Origin of the sequence: Paenibacillus sp. Soil766 (assembly GCF_001428105.1) — a bacterium.
GTDB lineage: Bacteria > Bacillota > Bacilli > Paenibacillales > NBRC-103111 > Paenibacillus_E.
The window spans coordinates 259,457-273,559 of the sequence record NZ_LMSJ01000059.1; the positions used below are offsets into that span (position 1 = coordinate 259,457).

At 42.6% G+C, this 14,103-nt stretch carries 19 protein-coding genes; 8 read left to right on the forward strand and 11 right to left on the reverse strand.

Annotated features, from left to right (window positions below; genetic code table 11):
- Nucleotides 1–96: 96 nt before the first annotated feature.
- A complete protein-coding gene (locus ASG89_RS33925) occupies nucleotides 97–1,368 on the forward strand; it encodes a nucleoside recognition domain-containing protein (protein ID WP_057315738.1) in 1,272 nt (423 codons plus the stop codon).
- A 45-nt stretch (nucleotides 1,369–1,413) separates the two neighbouring features.
- On the opposite strand, the gene coaD is transcribed toward ASG89_RS33925, so the two are convergent.
- The 5 genes from coaD to ASG89_RS38110 all read right to left on the reverse strand — a co-directional run bounded on the left by coaD (nucleotide 1,414) and on the right by ASG89_RS38110 (nucleotide 5,777).
- Nucleotides 1,414–1,926, reverse strand: a complete 513-nt coding sequence (gene coaD / locus ASG89_RS33930) for a pantetheine-phosphate adenylyltransferase (protein ID WP_414813329.1) — start codon at nucleotides 1,924–1,926, stop codon at nucleotides 1,414–1,416.
- 5 nt (nucleotides 1,927–1,931) lie between these two features.
- Nucleotides 1,932–2,507, reverse strand: a complete 576-nt coding sequence (rsmD, locus tag ASG89_RS33935) for a 16S rRNA (guanine(966)-N(2))-methyltransferase RsmD (protein ID WP_057315739.1) — start codon at nucleotides 2,505–2,507, stop codon at nucleotides 1,932–1,934.
- 433 nt (nucleotides 2,508–2,940) lie between these two features.
- Entirely contained in the window at nucleotides 2,941–4,425 is a 1,485-nt protein-coding gene (locus tag ASG89_RS33940) for a copper amine oxidase N-terminal domain-containing protein (protein ID WP_057315740.1), read from the reverse strand.
- Between the two features lie 139 nt (nucleotides 4,426–4,564).
- A complete protein-coding gene (locus ASG89_RS38105) occupies nucleotides 4,565–5,029 on the reverse strand; it encodes a DNA methyltransferase (RefSeq protein WP_235550027.1) in 465 nt (154 codons plus the stop codon).
- Nucleotides 5,030–5,243: 214 nt separating this feature from the next.
- Complete coding sequence (locus ASG89_RS38110) at nucleotides 5,244–5,777, reverse strand: ParB N-terminal domain-containing protein (RefSeq protein ID WP_235550028.1); 534 nt, start codon at nucleotides 5,775–5,777, stop codon at nucleotides 5,244–5,246.
- A 319-nt stretch (nucleotides 5,778–6,096) separates the two neighbouring features.
- On the opposite strand from ASG89_RS38110, the gene ASG89_RS33950 reads away from it, so the two are divergent.
- The 3 genes from ASG89_RS33950 (at nucleotide 6,097) to ASG89_RS38365 (ending at nucleotide 7,431) form a co-directional block, all read left to right on the forward strand.
- The gene (locus ASG89_RS33950; protein WP_057315741.1) at nucleotides 6,097–6,333 is read left to right on the forward strand and encodes a hypothetical protein; all 237 of its coding nucleotides are present in this window, start codon (nucleotides 6,097–6,099) and stop codon (nucleotides 6,331–6,333) included.
- Between the two features lie 252 nt (nucleotides 6,334–6,585).
- Complete coding sequence (locus ASG89_RS38360) at nucleotides 6,586–6,945, forward strand: collagen-like protein (RefSeq protein WP_057315742.1); 360 nt, start codon at nucleotides 6,586–6,588, stop codon at nucleotides 6,943–6,945.
- Between the two features lie 123 nt (nucleotides 6,946–7,068).
- Nucleotides 7,069–7,431, forward strand: a complete 363-nt coding sequence (locus ASG89_RS38365) for a hypothetical protein (protein WP_057315743.1) — start codon at nucleotides 7,069–7,071, stop codon at nucleotides 7,429–7,431.
- A 250-nt stretch (nucleotides 7,432–7,681) separates the two neighbouring features.
- On the opposite strand, the gene ASG89_RS33965 is transcribed toward ASG89_RS38365, so the two are convergent.
- The 3 genes from ASG89_RS33965 to ASG89_RS33970 all read right to left on the reverse strand — a co-directional run bounded on the left by ASG89_RS33965 (nucleotide 7,682) and on the right by ASG89_RS33970 (nucleotide 8,631).
- The gene (locus ASG89_RS33965; RefSeq protein WP_235550029.1) at nucleotides 7,682–7,999 is read right to left on the reverse strand and encodes a sigma factor-like helix-turn-helix DNA-binding protein; all 318 of its coding nucleotides are present in this window, start codon (nucleotides 7,997–7,999) and stop codon (nucleotides 7,682–7,684) included.
- Between the two features lie 4 nt (nucleotides 8,000–8,003).
- Complete coding sequence (locus ASG89_RS37065) at nucleotides 8,004–8,186, reverse strand: hypothetical protein (protein WP_162259754.1); 183 nt, start codon at nucleotides 8,184–8,186, stop codon at nucleotides 8,004–8,006.
- A 139-nt stretch (nucleotides 8,187–8,325) separates the two neighbouring features.
- Complete coding sequence (locus ASG89_RS33970; RefSeq protein WP_057315744.1) at nucleotides 8,326–8,631, reverse strand: hypothetical protein; 306 nt, start codon at nucleotides 8,629–8,631, stop codon at nucleotides 8,326–8,328.
- A 164-nt stretch (nucleotides 8,632–8,795) separates the two neighbouring features.
- Here ASG89_RS33970 and ASG89_RS36900 point away from each other — a divergent pair, with 164 nt between their 5' ends.
- Entirely contained in the window at nucleotides 8,796–8,966 is a 171-nt protein-coding gene (locus ASG89_RS36900) for a hypothetical protein (protein ID WP_157276910.1), read from the forward strand.
- 417 nt (nucleotides 8,967–9,383) lie between these two features.
- On the opposite strand, the gene ASG89_RS35980 is transcribed toward ASG89_RS36900, so the two are convergent.
- Together ASG89_RS35980 and ASG89_RS33975 are read right to left on the reverse strand one after the other, a co-directional pair.
- Nucleotides 9,384–9,539 carry a sporulation protein Cse60 gene (locus tag ASG89_RS35980; RefSeq protein ID WP_162259756.1) on the reverse strand — a complete coding sequence of 52 codons (156 nt, stop codon included), beginning with the start codon at nucleotides 9,537–9,539 and terminating at the stop codon, nucleotides 9,384–9,386.
- Between the two features lie 239 nt (nucleotides 9,540–9,778).
- Entirely contained in the window at nucleotides 9,779–11,365 is a 1,587-nt protein-coding gene (locus tag ASG89_RS33975) for an ankyrin repeat domain-containing protein (protein ID WP_057315745.1), read from the reverse strand.
- 252 nt (nucleotides 11,366–11,617) lie between these two features.
- Between ASG89_RS33975 and ASG89_RS36905 the strand changes: the two genes are divergently transcribed.
- Nucleotides 11,618–11,788: a hypothetical protein gene (locus ASG89_RS36905; RefSeq protein ID WP_157257142.1), complete on the forward strand. Its 171-nt coding sequence runs from the start codon at nucleotides 11,618–11,620 to the stop codon at nucleotides 11,786–11,788.
- Nucleotides 11,789–11,871: 83 nt separating this feature from the next.
- Here ASG89_RS36905 and ASG89_RS33980 read toward each other — a convergent pair whose 3' ends face one another.
- On the reverse strand, nucleotides 11,872–12,156 hold the full coding sequence (locus tag ASG89_RS33980; protein WP_056624777.1) for a hypothetical protein: 285 nt from the start codon (nucleotides 12,154–12,156) through the stop codon (nucleotides 11,872–11,874).
- Between the two features lie 142 nt (nucleotides 12,157–12,298).
- Here ASG89_RS33980 and ASG89_RS33985 point away from each other — a divergent pair, with 142 nt between their 5' ends.
- Together ASG89_RS33985 and ASG89_RS33990 are read left to right on the forward strand one after the other, a co-directional pair.
- On the forward strand, nucleotides 12,299–12,796 hold the full coding sequence (locus ASG89_RS33985; protein ID WP_057315746.1) for a GNAT family N-acetyltransferase: 498 nt from the start codon (nucleotides 12,299–12,301) through the stop codon (nucleotides 12,794–12,796).
- A 117-nt stretch (nucleotides 12,797–12,913) separates the two neighbouring features.
- Nucleotides 12,914–13,981 (forward strand): polysaccharide deacetylase family protein, encoded by a 1,068-nt coding sequence (locus tag ASG89_RS33990; RefSeq protein ID WP_057315747.1) that lies wholly within the window; start codon nucleotides 12,914–12,916, stop codon nucleotides 13,979–13,981.
- Nucleotides 13,982–14,103 lie beyond the last annotated feature (122 nt).

Sequence of the window (14,103 nt, forward strand, 5' to 3'; positions counted from 1 at the left end):
CTTGTTGTTTTCGCCTACCTATTCTTGATGAAAGCTTGGTCTAATCGCTTGCTTACTTGCGTACAATGAAGCATGTTCGATGGACGAGGTGATGCTATGCCTAATGCAAGATTCCATGCCAAATTCACCACATTGGTGCTGGGAGCTTTGGCTGGACTGGTCGTTATATCTGTCATATTATTTCCTGACAAAGCTTTTCAGTCTTCTCTCGAAGGGCTGACAATTTGGTGGAAACTCGTCTTTCCCGCCTTGATGCCTTTCCTTATTATGACCGAGCTCCTTATCGGCTTCGGTGTCATCCAAGGCACAGGCGTGCTTCTTGAACCGTTGATGCGCATCATTTTCCGCCTTCCCGGTGTTAGTGGCTGGGCATTGGCGTCAGGCTTTGTTGTAGGATTTCCAGCGGGAGCTAGAATTACTGCATCGCTGCGTGAAAAAAACCTTCTCACACGCACAGAAACAGAGCGTTTAACGGCCCTCTCGCATCTGTGCAGTCCGATATTCCTTATCATGGTTATCGGGATTGGATTCCTTCATAACGCCAAGCTGGGGATCTTACTCGCGATTATTCATTATATTTCCGCTTTCGCGACAGGATTCTTAATGCGGCATAGGAAGCAAGCCATCGCTCCATTTGAAGCGAATTTGCAAGTAACGAAACCGAAGAAAACGATTTCTCTCGGGAGATCTGCCCTTATCGCCATGCGTCAAGCTTATTGGGAAGATGGACGAACATTCGGTAAGCTTCTCGGAGATGCAGTAACCTCGGCTGTTCACACGCTTATGTTGATTGGCGGATACATGATGATATTTTCTGTTCTCATCAATGTCATCTCCATTACTCACTTTGCCGATATACTTCGCCCCGTCACGCAAATCGTACTTAGCTTCATGGGTATTTTCACGGACACAACTCCGCAATGGATCAAAGGATTGATGGAAATTCACCTTGGGGCCTATGCTTTTAGCCAAGCAAAAGATCTCTCGCTTCTACCTCAAATGGCGCTGCTCAGTGCCTTCCTTGGTTGGGGAGGTTTGTCCGCCCACGCACAGGTTGCTGGCTTCCATCAGATGACCGATGCTAGATATACGTTTTTCTTACAGTCCCGTGCGCTGCATGCTGTGCTTGCCCTTTTCACTACCATTCTGCTCTGGAAGCCGTTGCAGTTGCTCGTGTTAGATACAGAGCCTAGCTTTCTTCGATTAGACTTAGCAAGCAGCTCAGCTGCCGCGGCACCCTTCCCTTTGAACGGCGAAACGGCATGGGGCCTATGGGGACCAATGCTGATGCAATTCCTTTTCATTTTCACCCTCATGCTGCTCATATCAGTTGGTCTACGCCTCTTTCAGAGGAAAGTGGTAGATTAACTGTAGATTAATCAAACCTTAACTTGAAATTCCTTCGATCTATCTCTAGGTCTGAGGGAATTTTTTGCGTAGTTCCTCTTCCACTTCTGCTGGTACTAGATCCTCGACAGGTCCATGGAATTTGGCAATCTCTTTCACGATGCTTGAGCTCAAATACGAAAACTGTGGCTTCGACGTCATAAAGAACGTTTCCACATCTGGGTTCAGCTTGTGATTGGTCGATGCCATCTGCAATTCATATTCAAAATCAGATACGGCCCGGAGTCCACGAACGATAAGTCTGACATTACGAGCTTTCATATAATTAACCATCAAATCTCGAAAACCATCGATCTCCACATTGGGAAGATCCGCGGTTACTTTGCGTAGCAGTTCCATGCGCTCTTCTAGGGTGAATAACGCATTTTTGGAAGTATTATTCAGCACCGCCACAATTAATTTATCAAATACTTTTGCTGCTCTATGTATAATATCAAGATGACCGTAGGTAACCGGGTCAAAGCTACCTGGATAAACCGCAACTGTAATGCCGTGCTCTTGCCTCATCATGCTGTTCATCTCCTTCAATTACTGAGTCCTATGGACGCGTTGTCGCGTTTAAATATGGTAACTGCCGTATCTCCATAGTCCGCTCTACGTAGCTGTTTGAAGCCACCTATCGTTTCTAGCAGTACATCTTTGGCGTCGTGCTCGACCACGATCGTGGCATCCTGTTCCACAATGGCTTGTTCCTCCATCGTCGTCATCAGTTCTGCGATTCCTTTCATCCGGTACGGTGGATCCAGGAATACAAGCTGGAACTTCTCCGCCCGCTTCGCTAATACCTTCAACGCTCTGGCCGCATCCGTACGGTAAATTTCTACTTGATCCTTCACTTTAGCAGCTTCAACATTAAGCCCAATGGTGTCGATGCTTTTCTTCTCAATATCAATAAAAACTGCCTTATCCATCCCTCGGCTTAGCGCCTCAATCCCCAGCCCGCCCGTGCCGGCGAACAAATCGAGCACCTGCCCTCCATCGAAATAAGGTCCGATCATACTGAAAATTGCTTCCTTCACTTTATCTGTTGTTGGTCGTGTACTAGTACCTGGTACAGACTTTAACGACCTGCCTTTGGCCGTGCCTGAAATCACTCTCATCTGTGCGTTTCCCTTTCACTCTGGTTCATTCTTTTGCTATCGTACCACAAGCACTAATCTGACACAAAAAATTTATCCCTGCGATGTATAAATTTACCGTAAAGCGGTCATCCTTGAACTATCGACATCAGAGAATGTCGTAGACAACCGCGGAGAAGGCTTACGTTTCCCCATAAGCTCTTCATCCGGTTTCTCCTCTCCCATGAGGCGGCTGCGCAAGCAGCCGCCGTTATTATTTTATAGGACATTTGACCAATTGGTGACCATATAAGATCCTATTTTAGGAGCAGTTAATTACAATAAAAAAGATCCCATTAATAAATAGGATCTGGCAGTTTGTATTATTGATAGAACTAACGTTCTACGCTCAATTTGAGCCATACAAAGCATCTTTAATCGTGGATCGCGGCTGTTTTCACCTAGAGGATTCATCCTATTGCTTATAAATGTTGATTCTTCTCAGCAGGTTATTCGCCCCGTCATACATCACCACATTTCCGTGTTCATTGATTGCAAAAACGCTAAATCCTAGCAACTTTCCAGACTCATTAAAATAATGGTCATAATTACCTGCATCATACGTATTGGTCTTGGGAAGATAGAGACCGGCGTTATAGGCAGCCACATCTTTCAAACCAACATAAGGATGGGTTTCCCCAGTTACCATCGTTTCCCAAATCTGACGTTCCCCTTCAACATAGAAAGTTCCGTTATCTTCATATACCCTCTGAATTTCTTCTTTTATGTCTATCGGAGCTACATATTTAAGATTTGCTGATTCCTGCAATTCAAAAATCGTTCGCTTGGACACATCCAGAACAAACATTTTACCCTCATTTACTACAGCCGCCAGTTTCACATTTTCCTTATCAGGAGTAAAAGACATGAAGGCCTTTGCTTGCTTACCCGCTTCTGCCATGTATATCTTCTCATTAACAATATCGCTAAAGTAAAACCGCTGGCCATCGGGAGTCACTATAAAGTTTCCCGGATGATGAGTCATTTTCCCGATCGTATATGTCATCATTCGAACTTTTGGTGCAAGCTCATAAATTACGGTAGACACAGAATATTCATCATTTAAATAATTACTGGAAGCCAGTAAATAAAGCTTATCCAAATTAGAATCATATACAAGTTTGCGCGGTGAGAGGACATATTTGGCTTCAAAATTCCGATTTCCAATTTTCGGAACCGTATAGTCAAAATTAAAGCTCTGATCGAAACCGTTGTACACCACTTTCGTTTCACCCGATACTTCATTATATACACGAAGGATAAAACTCGTTTCAAATCCATTTCTTTCTAAAATGTAGATCAGATTGTGATGATCAGAGGCCATACTGATCACATTCATATTCGGATGTTCAGTACTCCTATCATAATCAAATCCCATTTCCCATGCCCTATTTAAATTGTCGACACGTATATCCGTAACTTTCGGATGAGGCGTAGTAATAAGGATGGATTTCGTTTTCTCATTGTAACTGACCGTTTGATTTAGACTTTCAGCAATCAATCGTAACGGAACTAGCGTAGTGCTATTCATGATAACGGCAGGCTGATCCAACGACTTGATTTGATTATCGACACTGACAATTTTACTATTGATGGACAGTTTTATGGAATGATCTCCATATTTGAGAGCGATGGATTGATCTTCCGAATGCCAAGTCAAATCCGCCTTCAATGCATCTGCAATAAAACGGAGAGGAACCAAAGTCGTATTATTTAGCAATACAGGCGGTGTAGAGAGAGTCATTTTCTGCCCATTTACTGTAGCCGTTACATCGTTTAAGGTCAATTGAATCTTTACTCCGACCGAACTTTCCCCTGCATTGGCATAACTCGTTTGGGTATAAATATTGAGTAGCATAACCGTAAAAACCACGAATATCAAAAATACCCGATACAACACATCTTAGCCCCCTATGTTGAATTAATTACATTCATATTTTATATTATCATATTTTGGATATTGTCGGGCTACACTCATGAAAACTTCAATTCAAATTAGTATGCATTACTGCCAGTTATTTCAATGTTTAGCACGGATATTACGCACATTCAACTTGAATTAAAAGAACTGGCTCAATCCCCGTCCACTCATAGAACCACTTCTTAATAACATCACAAAACACCGGATCCAACTCCAACGTTCTGCACGTTCTATCCATCTGATCACAAGTCATCATCGTGGATCCGCTGCCCCCAAAGAAGTTTAAGACAATATACTCTCGCTGGCTGCTGTTTCCGATCGGAATAGCCGATAGCTCCAGCGGCTTTTGTGTTGGATGAACATACTTGGTGACGTCACCTCGGGACACTTCCCAAATCGTCTCAGGCTCCGGTTGCTCCAGAGGAAGGCCAGCCTTCCAGATGGTTGTCTGCTTGCGATCCCCATACCAAGCCGGAGACTTACCCTTCAAATGACCATAGAACACTGGCTCATACTTGTAGCGATACTGCGACCAGCCAAAGGAAGCAGCGTTCTTAGACCAAATGCACTGCGACCTAACCATAATACCGGCGGCTTCATTGCATCCTCAAACTTCCGCTGATACGATGAAGGATGAAATACATAAATGGGGCTACCTTTGGGTTCATAACTTCCGAATAGCAAGAAAATACGGAATTTAAAAAGCCCGCAAACTCCTCTGCGGGCATATCGTCGTTCATTATAGTCCCGCGACCATCAGCGGCCAACTTGGCTGAATCACTCTCAACAGCAACGTTTTACGGCGGGTCAGTAACCACAAGCGCCGCCTTAACCCGCTTTTGCAGCTTAGTTGTATCACCACACACCAAGAAATGCCTACCAAGCTGCCACACATCGCCGTAACGAGTCTCGGGCTCTTTGATCTCATCCAATGCACGTTGAACATTGATATCATCCTCCTGGACCGGAGTACCAAGCTCAGTATCCGAGTTTAAACCAAGTATCAATGAATTCAGCTCGTCCATTTGAAAACCAGTCTGTAATGAAATGTCCTCTAGCGTAAAGAATCCGGAGAGCTCCTCGAGTAGTGAGGCTAGCAGCTCCTCGTTTGTCCTACCACGTAAATGGCTTAAGCTGATTGTTAAGAGCTTTGCTTCTTCCTCAGTTGATTCCACTATCACGCAAATAAGTTCTGTAAGGCCGGCTTCTTGGGCTGCTCTCCAACGTTTCTCCCCTTTCACTATAGTCATATCGCTTCGGACCAAGATCGGCTGCAGTACGCCGTGTTTTCGAATGCTTTCCACTAACGATCGGTAGATATGATCGTCCATTTCATTAGGGTTTCAGGCGTTGGCCTTTATTTGTTCAATTTGTATAGTTTCGATTCTCAAATTAGTACCTCCTTGAGTAATGTCGGATTTGGGATAAAGACTAGCATTATTTGAAATGAACCCTTTACAATATTGTGGTTTTCGTACGACAAAAAAGAGAACCACATCTCTATAAAATAAATATGGCATTAACTCTTGCTCCTTGGTATTCGGTAAAACGCTTTTGGTGGTCACGAAGTTTTTGACGTAACCCTAAAAGATGTTATACTAACTCCGATATTGAAAGGTGTTCTCACCTATAATTTAGGAGGCATTCACCATGGACAAGGAAGGTCAAGAAAAGTTCCTAAGATTTATTTTGGACAGGGTTCAAGAAGGTAAAGAGGAAGAGGCAAAAGAAATTCTTTTACTAAACTTCAAAAAACAAGAAGAAGGTACTTTTTCACAAGAAGACATTATGCATTTCGTACCAAAAATGATTAGTTTGCTGAAACCAGAAAAACTAGGGGAAGTACAAGAGGTTGTGAAGCAGTTTTCCGGTAATTTCACGAAATAACAAAAGGAATAGACTGTTCCCCCATGCGCTCCCGGTCACTAAGCCTGGACAAAGTATCTGCATGATAAAACCTAAATTACAAAGTTTAACCCACCTTCTATTCTTTGGTGGGTTTTTAACTATTTATTCTAGTCGTTAGAAAATCAATCTCCGAATCTAATTGTTTCGTCCATGCAGTAAGAGTTTGTACACATGTAATATTTGGAACTAGTTAAAGTTTCCATTTTAGAATAATAAGGGGGTGTAAGGTCTTTGAATAGACTTGCTAAGTTAATGAATTTAATAGGAATCATAGGAATTATGAATATCAAAAAAATTGAAATCGAGTACTTTAATGGTACTGAATACAAATTGAAATTTGACAAAGGCGATGGCCCTATTCAAAGAATTTCTGAACTTAACGATTTTTTATCACTAATCGATTGGAACCAAGTCAAGGAAATTGAAATTAAACTGTACAAAGGTGGAGAAATAAAGATCGAATTTCCTAAAAATCCGAAATGCCCGAAATGTCCGAAAGGTGCTACAGGTCCAACAGGAGCAACAGGAGCTATGGGTGCTATGGGTGCTACTGGCGTTACCGGTGCAACGGGAGCGACAGGACCGACGTGAGCTACTGGTGCCACAGGTGCTACTGGTTCTACTGGACCGACATGAGCTACTGGTGCTGCTGGTGCTACTGGTGCAACAGGACCTGCGGGCCCTACTATCCCTACTTCTGTTAATCGAATTTATGTGACAAATGAAGGCAGCAACACCGTCACCGTTATTAACGGATTTACAAATAGCGTAATTACGAACATTCCAGTTGGATTATTGCCGCGTGGCGTCACTGTCAATCCTATCACGAACCGTATTTACGTAGCGAACTTTGGCAGCAACACTGTCTCCGTTATAGATGGGGCTACGAATACGGTTGTAGCTTCTTCTGGTGTGGGGTCAGCTCCAACAGGTGTTGCTGTCAATCCATTTACAAACGCGATTTATGTAGCGAACAACGTCAGCAATAGTGTCTCAGTCATTAACGGAATAACAAATACGGTTGTAGCTACAGTTGGAGTAGGAATTCAACCAAGAGGTGTCGCTGTGAACCCTTAATATTCAAGACTGTATCCTTTATATGAACCTAATTTAGTTACTATAGTCGTTCTGTTTACGGCGAGCCCAGAACCCAACCTCCAGATTAATCGAATAATGTTTAAGACTGAGTTTTTAACTTTCATGGAAAAGCCGAACGATTATTGCTTCGGCTTTTTGAATCTCCATAAAACAAGTAAATTTAAACCTATCCCACATGGAATAGGCTATTCTGCAAATCATCCGATATTTTCTTTTGAGCTCGCATCACTTAAACTTCAACACTTCCTTTGCTCACCCCCAGCATCCCAGCAATCTCACTAAAAGAAAAACATTCTCCATGCGCCAGCACATAACACTCGCGTTCCCTTTCACTTAGTCTGGACAAAGCATCGTCAATCTGAAACCTCTGCCAATCAGAAAGGTTCGCTGGACTGCCTGCAGAACTCTGCGAGATATACGCCTGCATACGGACCGGATCCATTAGTTTCTCACGCTGATACGCAGCACGCCGTTCAATGCCCCGTTTATTCCCAGGCCTGCGTCCACTGTCCAACCATTCAATCGTCCAATCACAATCTGCAATCATCTCATTAATGATTCGCCCTGTCCGCCTGCAGTATTGAGAGCTCATCTTGTTTACCAAGAATACTTTCCAAACATTTATCATTCTCATGCTGCTCAATCTCTTTGATCATACCGGTTTTATCTGCAGCCAACTTTCTCAACATGGGTGCCGTTTGCTTGTATCCATCAGATATATCGTGGTTTTCCATTCCCTCACACCCCCGCAGTGTGTTAATATAGGCATGGGGAACATATGTTTGATTCTCCGTGGTCTTGCTAGGAGCCGAGGGATCTTTCTATTTCTAAATAGCTACTTGTAGAATTTTAGATTTTCAATTCCGTGTAAGTTTAAATAAGTTGTGGTTCCGCACCTTCCAATAAATCATCTTCATCCGAAGCGCCACAAAAGTGGCATAACAATTGGATCGCCTCTTCTGCTTGTTGCAATGTGGGTTTAATAATTTGAATGAGTTCGAAATAACGATATAGGATGGCAAATATCGCAAATTTCTCAGTTGAAGTGTTTACCCGGCCAGCTTCGTCCTCATCCTCAAACTGATCTGCCGGTAGACCCGGTTGCAGTTCTTCCTCAACTCTCAGTGCCACACCTTGCTCGTTCCGTTTAACCCATAAAAGCTCTTGCTTCCATTTCATATTCGATTCCTCTTTATTTAAGCGGCTCGTTCTCCTCGTCTTCTTTTCATCGTATTCGTCCAATACAATGAATCCAGCATAAATTTTAGTCAGCCGATGCCTATACCCCGGATGAATGTTTTGCATAAATTATTTTGTAAGTACTTGTTCAGGGATGTGGTCCTTTGCAGCTATACTATTTAGTATCTAAGCAAGACGTTATTGAACTCATCCGCGAATTCATTGATCAGGCAAACTATAGTGCTGCCATTTATTTACTCGAGATTGTTCAGCAGATGGAAGAGGAAAATCGAACCTCAGTACTCATTACTGTAGAAAGACATGACTCCTCGTAGTAAGGTATTTATGTGGATCGTCTTCTTCGCCTTCTATTTCAGCGTACTCGTCCAACACTATCGAAGAGACGATACCCACATACCGTGTCATGCGTTATACTGTCTTCCTGCAGCTATACCTCTGCGTACTTTCTTAAGCGTTGCGATGTATCGCTCATTTATTACAAACACCTCTCCAAGTACTTTCTCCCTCGAGGATTACATAACGATTTTTCAATTCAAAATGCGGATCCCGCATAATTACACCCTCCTTCACACTAGGCCCATCGACGTTTGTCATTGCCCTGCGTTGGGTACCCTTCGGCTTATCTAAGTGATTTTCATGCAAGCGATCCAGATTAACAAATTTGTTATAAAAAACTCACGAAATAAAATAAAAGAAGCACCTTTTTAGGTGCTTGGTGCTTCCAACACATCTTAAGCTTTATAAGTAACTAAAATATCAAAAGACCCATCTGAAGAGGAGAACTTAACATCGATAACAGCTGATTCTGGCAGTCCCGCCAAGAATTTGTTTGCATCATCTTGAACAAGCATCTTATTCGAGCTAGAAAACACTTTAACTTGAATCATTATTATCACCTCATTGTAATGGTCTTCTGTTTCATTATACACAGCTATAAATCGTGAGGGAAATTTATCCATTCATGCACACCATATCTTATATTGTGATACACCCGACCATATTGCATTTCCTTAGTTGCAGCAAGGCTTTGAGCCATTTTACGAATGGAGTACAACATACAACTCTATTCGAAGAAAAGTATCCGTCCCTCAGTTCGTAATTGGCTGCTGTTTGCAGCCTGAGAAGTTTAATCACGTTGTTCGATTAGTAATTTATCGAGGATATTTTTTGATGAAGGCCCGTAAACCCCATCTGCTGTAAGATTATTTTTTTTCTGAAACGACTTAAGTGCTTCTGTTGTTTCTCTTCCGTATTTACCATCTGCTCCACTAGGAATAGATTCTCCAAGTTCGATTAGCACTTCTTGTAACACTTGTACTTCAGGACCTTTTGAGCCCGGTTTCAACACACCGTCAGGTAATTCGTCTTGTATTTTCCCAGGTAGAACAACTGGTTCTTTAGGGACGTTTTTTTCCTGAGTTACTGGCACCGTCTGTTTATCAACAGTAGTAGGAGCATTACTCGATTTCGGCTTATTTTGATTCTCCCTGTACTTGGTAAGAAGTTGAATGGCTATATTATCACTTTTTTTTGCAGCTTCATCCATTGCTGTCCTTCCATCGACAACTATATTTGGATTTGCCCCTGCTTCCAACAAGGCTTCCATCATTTCGATACGTCCATTTTTTGCGAGGTCTGGCAGCGTTTGATTCATAACGGAGTTAACTGGAAAACCAGCCTTCAACATCAACTTCGTGCAAAAAATATTATTATAAAACACCTGTAGCTCTAAAAAGTTTTGCGTTGCTTCCACTTCTGCCTGTTTCATTAGTTTCTGAGCGTCTTCTTTAGTCTTCACTTGATCCAATGCACTTTTACCACCTAAACTCCGGAGGTAATTTGCCATCTCAGATTGACCGGTAATCCATGCATGATCAACTGGATACAAACCATTTTTATCTGCTCTATTTACACTCTCTCCTTTGTTTAAAAGAAGATCGACGGCCTCTCTCGCATTATTGGCTGCTGCATATATGAATGGAGGAGCATCATCCCAATCCCCCTTTTTCACGTCCGCACCAGCAGTAATTAACATGTTCATGATTGGGATATCATTTTTGGTAGCTGCCATTGACAATGCTGGGATTGCACCTGGCCCATTCAAATTAGAGTCGGCTCCGGCATCAACTAACATCTTTACAATATTACTTCGGTTTACTGGCGGGAGATCCAGAGCGTAATGTAGAGCGGTCTTTCCAGCTGAGTCCAAAATATTGATATTAGGTTTGTCATTCAATACCTGTTTGACTTTATTTGGATCAGCACTTTTTATTGCTTCTATTAAGGGTATTGAATCCTTTTTAATCTCTGTCTTCTTGTCACCGCCTTCTTGTAAACAAGCATTTAAATAATCTGAATCCAGCTGTGTATTTCTCACTGGCAATTTCAGCCTACCTTTGGCTTGTCCGTTAAGGGCATATACTTGTCTCTCCGCCTTATCATATACAATCATTGGACCAATTTTATCCGCACATGCAAGATAATCACCATAATCAGTTCTGATAACTCTCATATCGTTCCAGTTCCAATTCAGACCAACGGCATGCTTAAGAGCTTGTTCTGCTTCCTTTCTTCCTTCAAGATCGTTATCTGTTACTTGTTGTGTTGTTTCGTTAGATGCCTCTTTAGTAATCTTGTCGTTCGAACAGGCGCTCAATATCCCCGCGGCTAAAAAAACAACTATCAAGAGACTAAACTTTCCCCCATATTTCATCGTGTATCCCCCTGATGACTATTTCCTCTTTCATCCAAAAATTATAGGTACATATACCTAGGACGTCAATTGTTTATTTTATTCTTCAACTACTTAAAAGCAGCCTATCCCAAGAGGAATAAGGCTGCTTTATTTAATTTCCTGAGCACTTGATGACTTGATCATGCCTTCCATTTTATGCTATAATCAAAAACAAGAACATACATTCTCTATTTTTCACATTCATCCTACAGTCAGAAAAGAAGGTCAGCCATGAAAGATCAGCCTGTATTTGAGAATCTGCGTGACAAGTATGCCGATGAAGACCGGGCCAAGCTTGTGATGCTGCAGTTGCGAACATTAATGGGACAGAAGCAGAAGAAGAAATGGTACCAGAAATGGAAAACGCCGACAAAGACAAAGCCGACGAATTGGAACGACTAGAACGTTCCTGCTGGCGTGTAGATTTTGACAATAAAATAGAGGCTCCCCTCCGTAGCCGGTCTACGTGGAGAGCCTCTTCACTTTTATCGGTTTCTTTTGCGTGAATAATATAAGACCCCTAGGTAATGCGCTCCTGTGAATAGCGTGAGTATACCGAAGAACAATAAGAATCCGCCGTTACGATCACGGAAAAACAATTGCACAACGAACAATGCAAGGGAGATTTCGCTCCAGAGAAGTGTTCTTTTCTTAAGTTGAGTCAAATCTGCTGTGGATTTGCTGATTTTGCGAAGATTCATGTAAGTCAGGCCAGCGAGTACGATAACACCAATAACGATCACGAGAATATAACTTGAATTGCCCGACATGCGACTCCCCCTAGTTCTAGTAGATATATTATCTAAGATACATGGATTAGGACGGAATGTCTATTTGAAAATGTCATTTTGAAGAAGGAGATTAGCTTCTCCAGTTGAAGATACTTCTCTAAACTCAGCGAGGTGCAATGTCATGTCTACCCTATCATTCAAGCCATTAGAGACGCCAGATATTCCATTTTTGATGGATATTTACAATCATTTCGTTATGCATTCAACTTATTCATTCCATACGGAGCCTGTTGCATTACCCGAGTTCACAGAAAGTGTTGTCCACAATAACTCGCGTTATCAGACCTATGTAATTCTGCTTGATGAGAAAATGCAAGGCTATGTTCAAATCATGCCCCATAAGAAAAAACAAGCCTATGATACAACGGGTGAGGTTACAATCTATCTTCATCCTGCATGCGTCGGCAAAGGAATCGGCTCTGCCTCTATTCAATATGTAGAAGCGATCGCGAAGGAACGCGACTTCCATTCCTTAATCGCAACGGTTTGTGCGGATAATGCAGCTAGCATCCACATGTTCACCCGAAATGGCTACCAACAATGTGCTCACTTTCGAGAGGTAGGCTTCAAATGGGGGCAATTTTTAGATATTGTTACGTTTCAAAAAATTATTTCATAGACCGTCCCTATTCCGCAGCCCCAGTATAGAACAATCAGTTTCCGTTTTTTGTACGGGATAATTTCACCTTCCCTTACAAAACCTAGAGCATAGTCATAATGCTCGGAGGGGATTGCCATGACCAAGCGGCTTTGGTCCTTTAGCATCGTTTGTCTGCTTGTAACTAGCTGCGGTGCGCCTTTAACGAAGCCTTTTCAAGATCAGAACTCAACCCAACATTCTACTCCAGATGTCACTCAGACATCCCTGGAGGCTATTAGGGACTTTGCGGAGTCCCCTTTCGTTACAGATGCTTCCGGTTCCAAACGATTGAGTATGTTGCCGCCTGCCAGTTCGCCCTCTGCTTCTGCGGTGCCAACAGCACCCACACGAGCTCCAAGTCATTCACTTTCACCAAGTCCTACGTTGACACCTAATTCGAAGCCTAAGATTAACCCGAAAAGGTCAGTTGTACAACCTGAGGCCTCTAAACGACCTTCCCTGCCCGTTCAAAAAAATCAAGGCCAAATAAGGACTTCTCAGAAAAAGCTTACTCTGTCACAGCTAGTTGTTAAATACCCCAACACGTTCAAGCTCCGCGGCTCGAGTCAAGAGAAGAAAGTCGCGTTAACCTTTGACGATGGACCCGATACACGGTTTACCCCGAAGGTACTTGATGCCTTAAAAGCAAATCAAGTGAAAGCAACCTTCTTCGTACTTGGTGCCATGGCTAACACGCATCCCGACGTCATCAAGCGAATCGTGAATGAGGGGCATGTAATCGGCAACCACTCATACAGCCATGAGAATTTACCTAAGCTCTCTGTGGATAAATTTCAAAACCAAATTGAGAGTACAGAAACCATTTTGCAGAACCTCATTGGCTACGCCCCTAAGTTAATTCGTCCCCCTTATGGTGCAATTAACGAAGAGCAGGTCAAATGGTTTGCGGATCATCACTATTTAATTGTGAACTGGAATGTCGATTCCCTCGATTGGAAATCACTGAGTTCTGATCAGGTCCTCCACAATATCATGCAACAAACAAAGCCTGGCTCCATTATTCTCCAGCATTCTGGAGGCGCAGACACCCAAGATCTATCTGGTACCGTGCAAGCAATTGGACCGTTAATTAGTAAGCTTAAAGCAGCAGGCTACACGTTCGTCACGGTTCCCGAACTGCTACACGTAGCCAAAAACAAATAATGCATTGCAAAAAGCAGCCTTACCTGAACTGCACCCCAATTGTTAGACACCATCTAACGATTGGAGGTGCAGTTTTTTTGTGTCAAAATTCAATTTAGAATTAAAGAATAAAGCTATTCATC

Bases quoted from the DNA above. Each gene is read 5' to 3' on its own strand.
- ASG89_RS33965 (WP_235550029.1), bottom strand. From the start codon at position 7,999: ATGATTGCAGATTGTGATTGGACGATTGAATGGTTGGACAGTGGACGC.
- ASG89_RS37065 (WP_162259754.1), bottom strand. From the start codon at position 8,186: ATGGAAAACCACGATATATCTGATGGATACAAGCAAACGGCACCCATG.
- ASG89_RS33980 (WP_056624777.1), bottom strand. From the start codon at position 12,156: ATGTCGGGCAATTCAAGTTATATTCTCGTGATCGTTATTGGTGTTATC.
- coaD (WP_414813329.1), bottom strand. From the start codon at position 1,926: ATGAACAGCATGATGAGGCAAGAGCACGGCATTACAGTTGCGGTTTAT.
- ASG89_RS33985 (WP_057315746.1), top strand. From the start codon at position 12,299: ATGTCTACCCTATCATTCAAGCCATTAGAGACGCCAGATATTCCATTT.
- ASG89_RS33925 (WP_057315738.1), top strand. From the start codon at position 97: ATGCCTAATGCAAGATTCCATGCCAAATTCACCACATTGGTGCTGGGA.
- ASG89_RS33975 (WP_057315745.1), bottom strand. From the start codon at position 11,365: ATGAAATATGGGGGAAAGTTTAGTCTCTTGATAGTTGTTTTTTTAGCC.
- rsmD (WP_057315739.1), bottom strand. From the start codon at position 2,507: ATGAGAGTGATTTCAGGCACGGCCAAAGGCAGGTCGTTAAAGTCTGTA.
- ASG89_RS33990 (WP_057315747.1), top strand. From the start codon at position 12,914: ATGACCAAGCGGCTTTGGTCCTTTAGCATCGTTTGTCTGCTTGTAACT.
- ASG89_RS33970 (WP_057315744.1), bottom strand. From the start codon at position 8,631: ATGAAATGGAAGCAAGAGCTTTTATGGGTTAAACGGAACGAGCAAGGT.
- ASG89_RS38110 (WP_235550028.1), bottom strand. From the start codon at position 5,777: ATGGACGATCATATCTACCGATCGTTAGTGGAAAGCATTCGAAAACAC.
- ASG89_RS35980 (WP_162259756.1), bottom strand. From the start codon at position 9,539: ATGATTCAAGTTAAAGTGTTTTCTAGCTCGAATAAGATGCTTGTTCAA.
- ASG89_RS38105 (WP_235550027.1), bottom strand. From the start codon at position 5,029: ATGGTTAGGTCGCAGTGCATTTGGTCTAAGAACGCTGCTTCCTTTGGC.
- ASG89_RS33950 (WP_057315741.1), top strand. From the start codon at position 6,097: ATGGACAAGGAAGGTCAAGAAAAGTTCCTAAGATTTATTTTGGACAGG.
- ASG89_RS36905 (WP_157257142.1), top strand. From the start codon at position 11,618: ATGAAAGATCAGCCTGTATTTGAGAATCTGCGTGACAAGTATGCCGAT.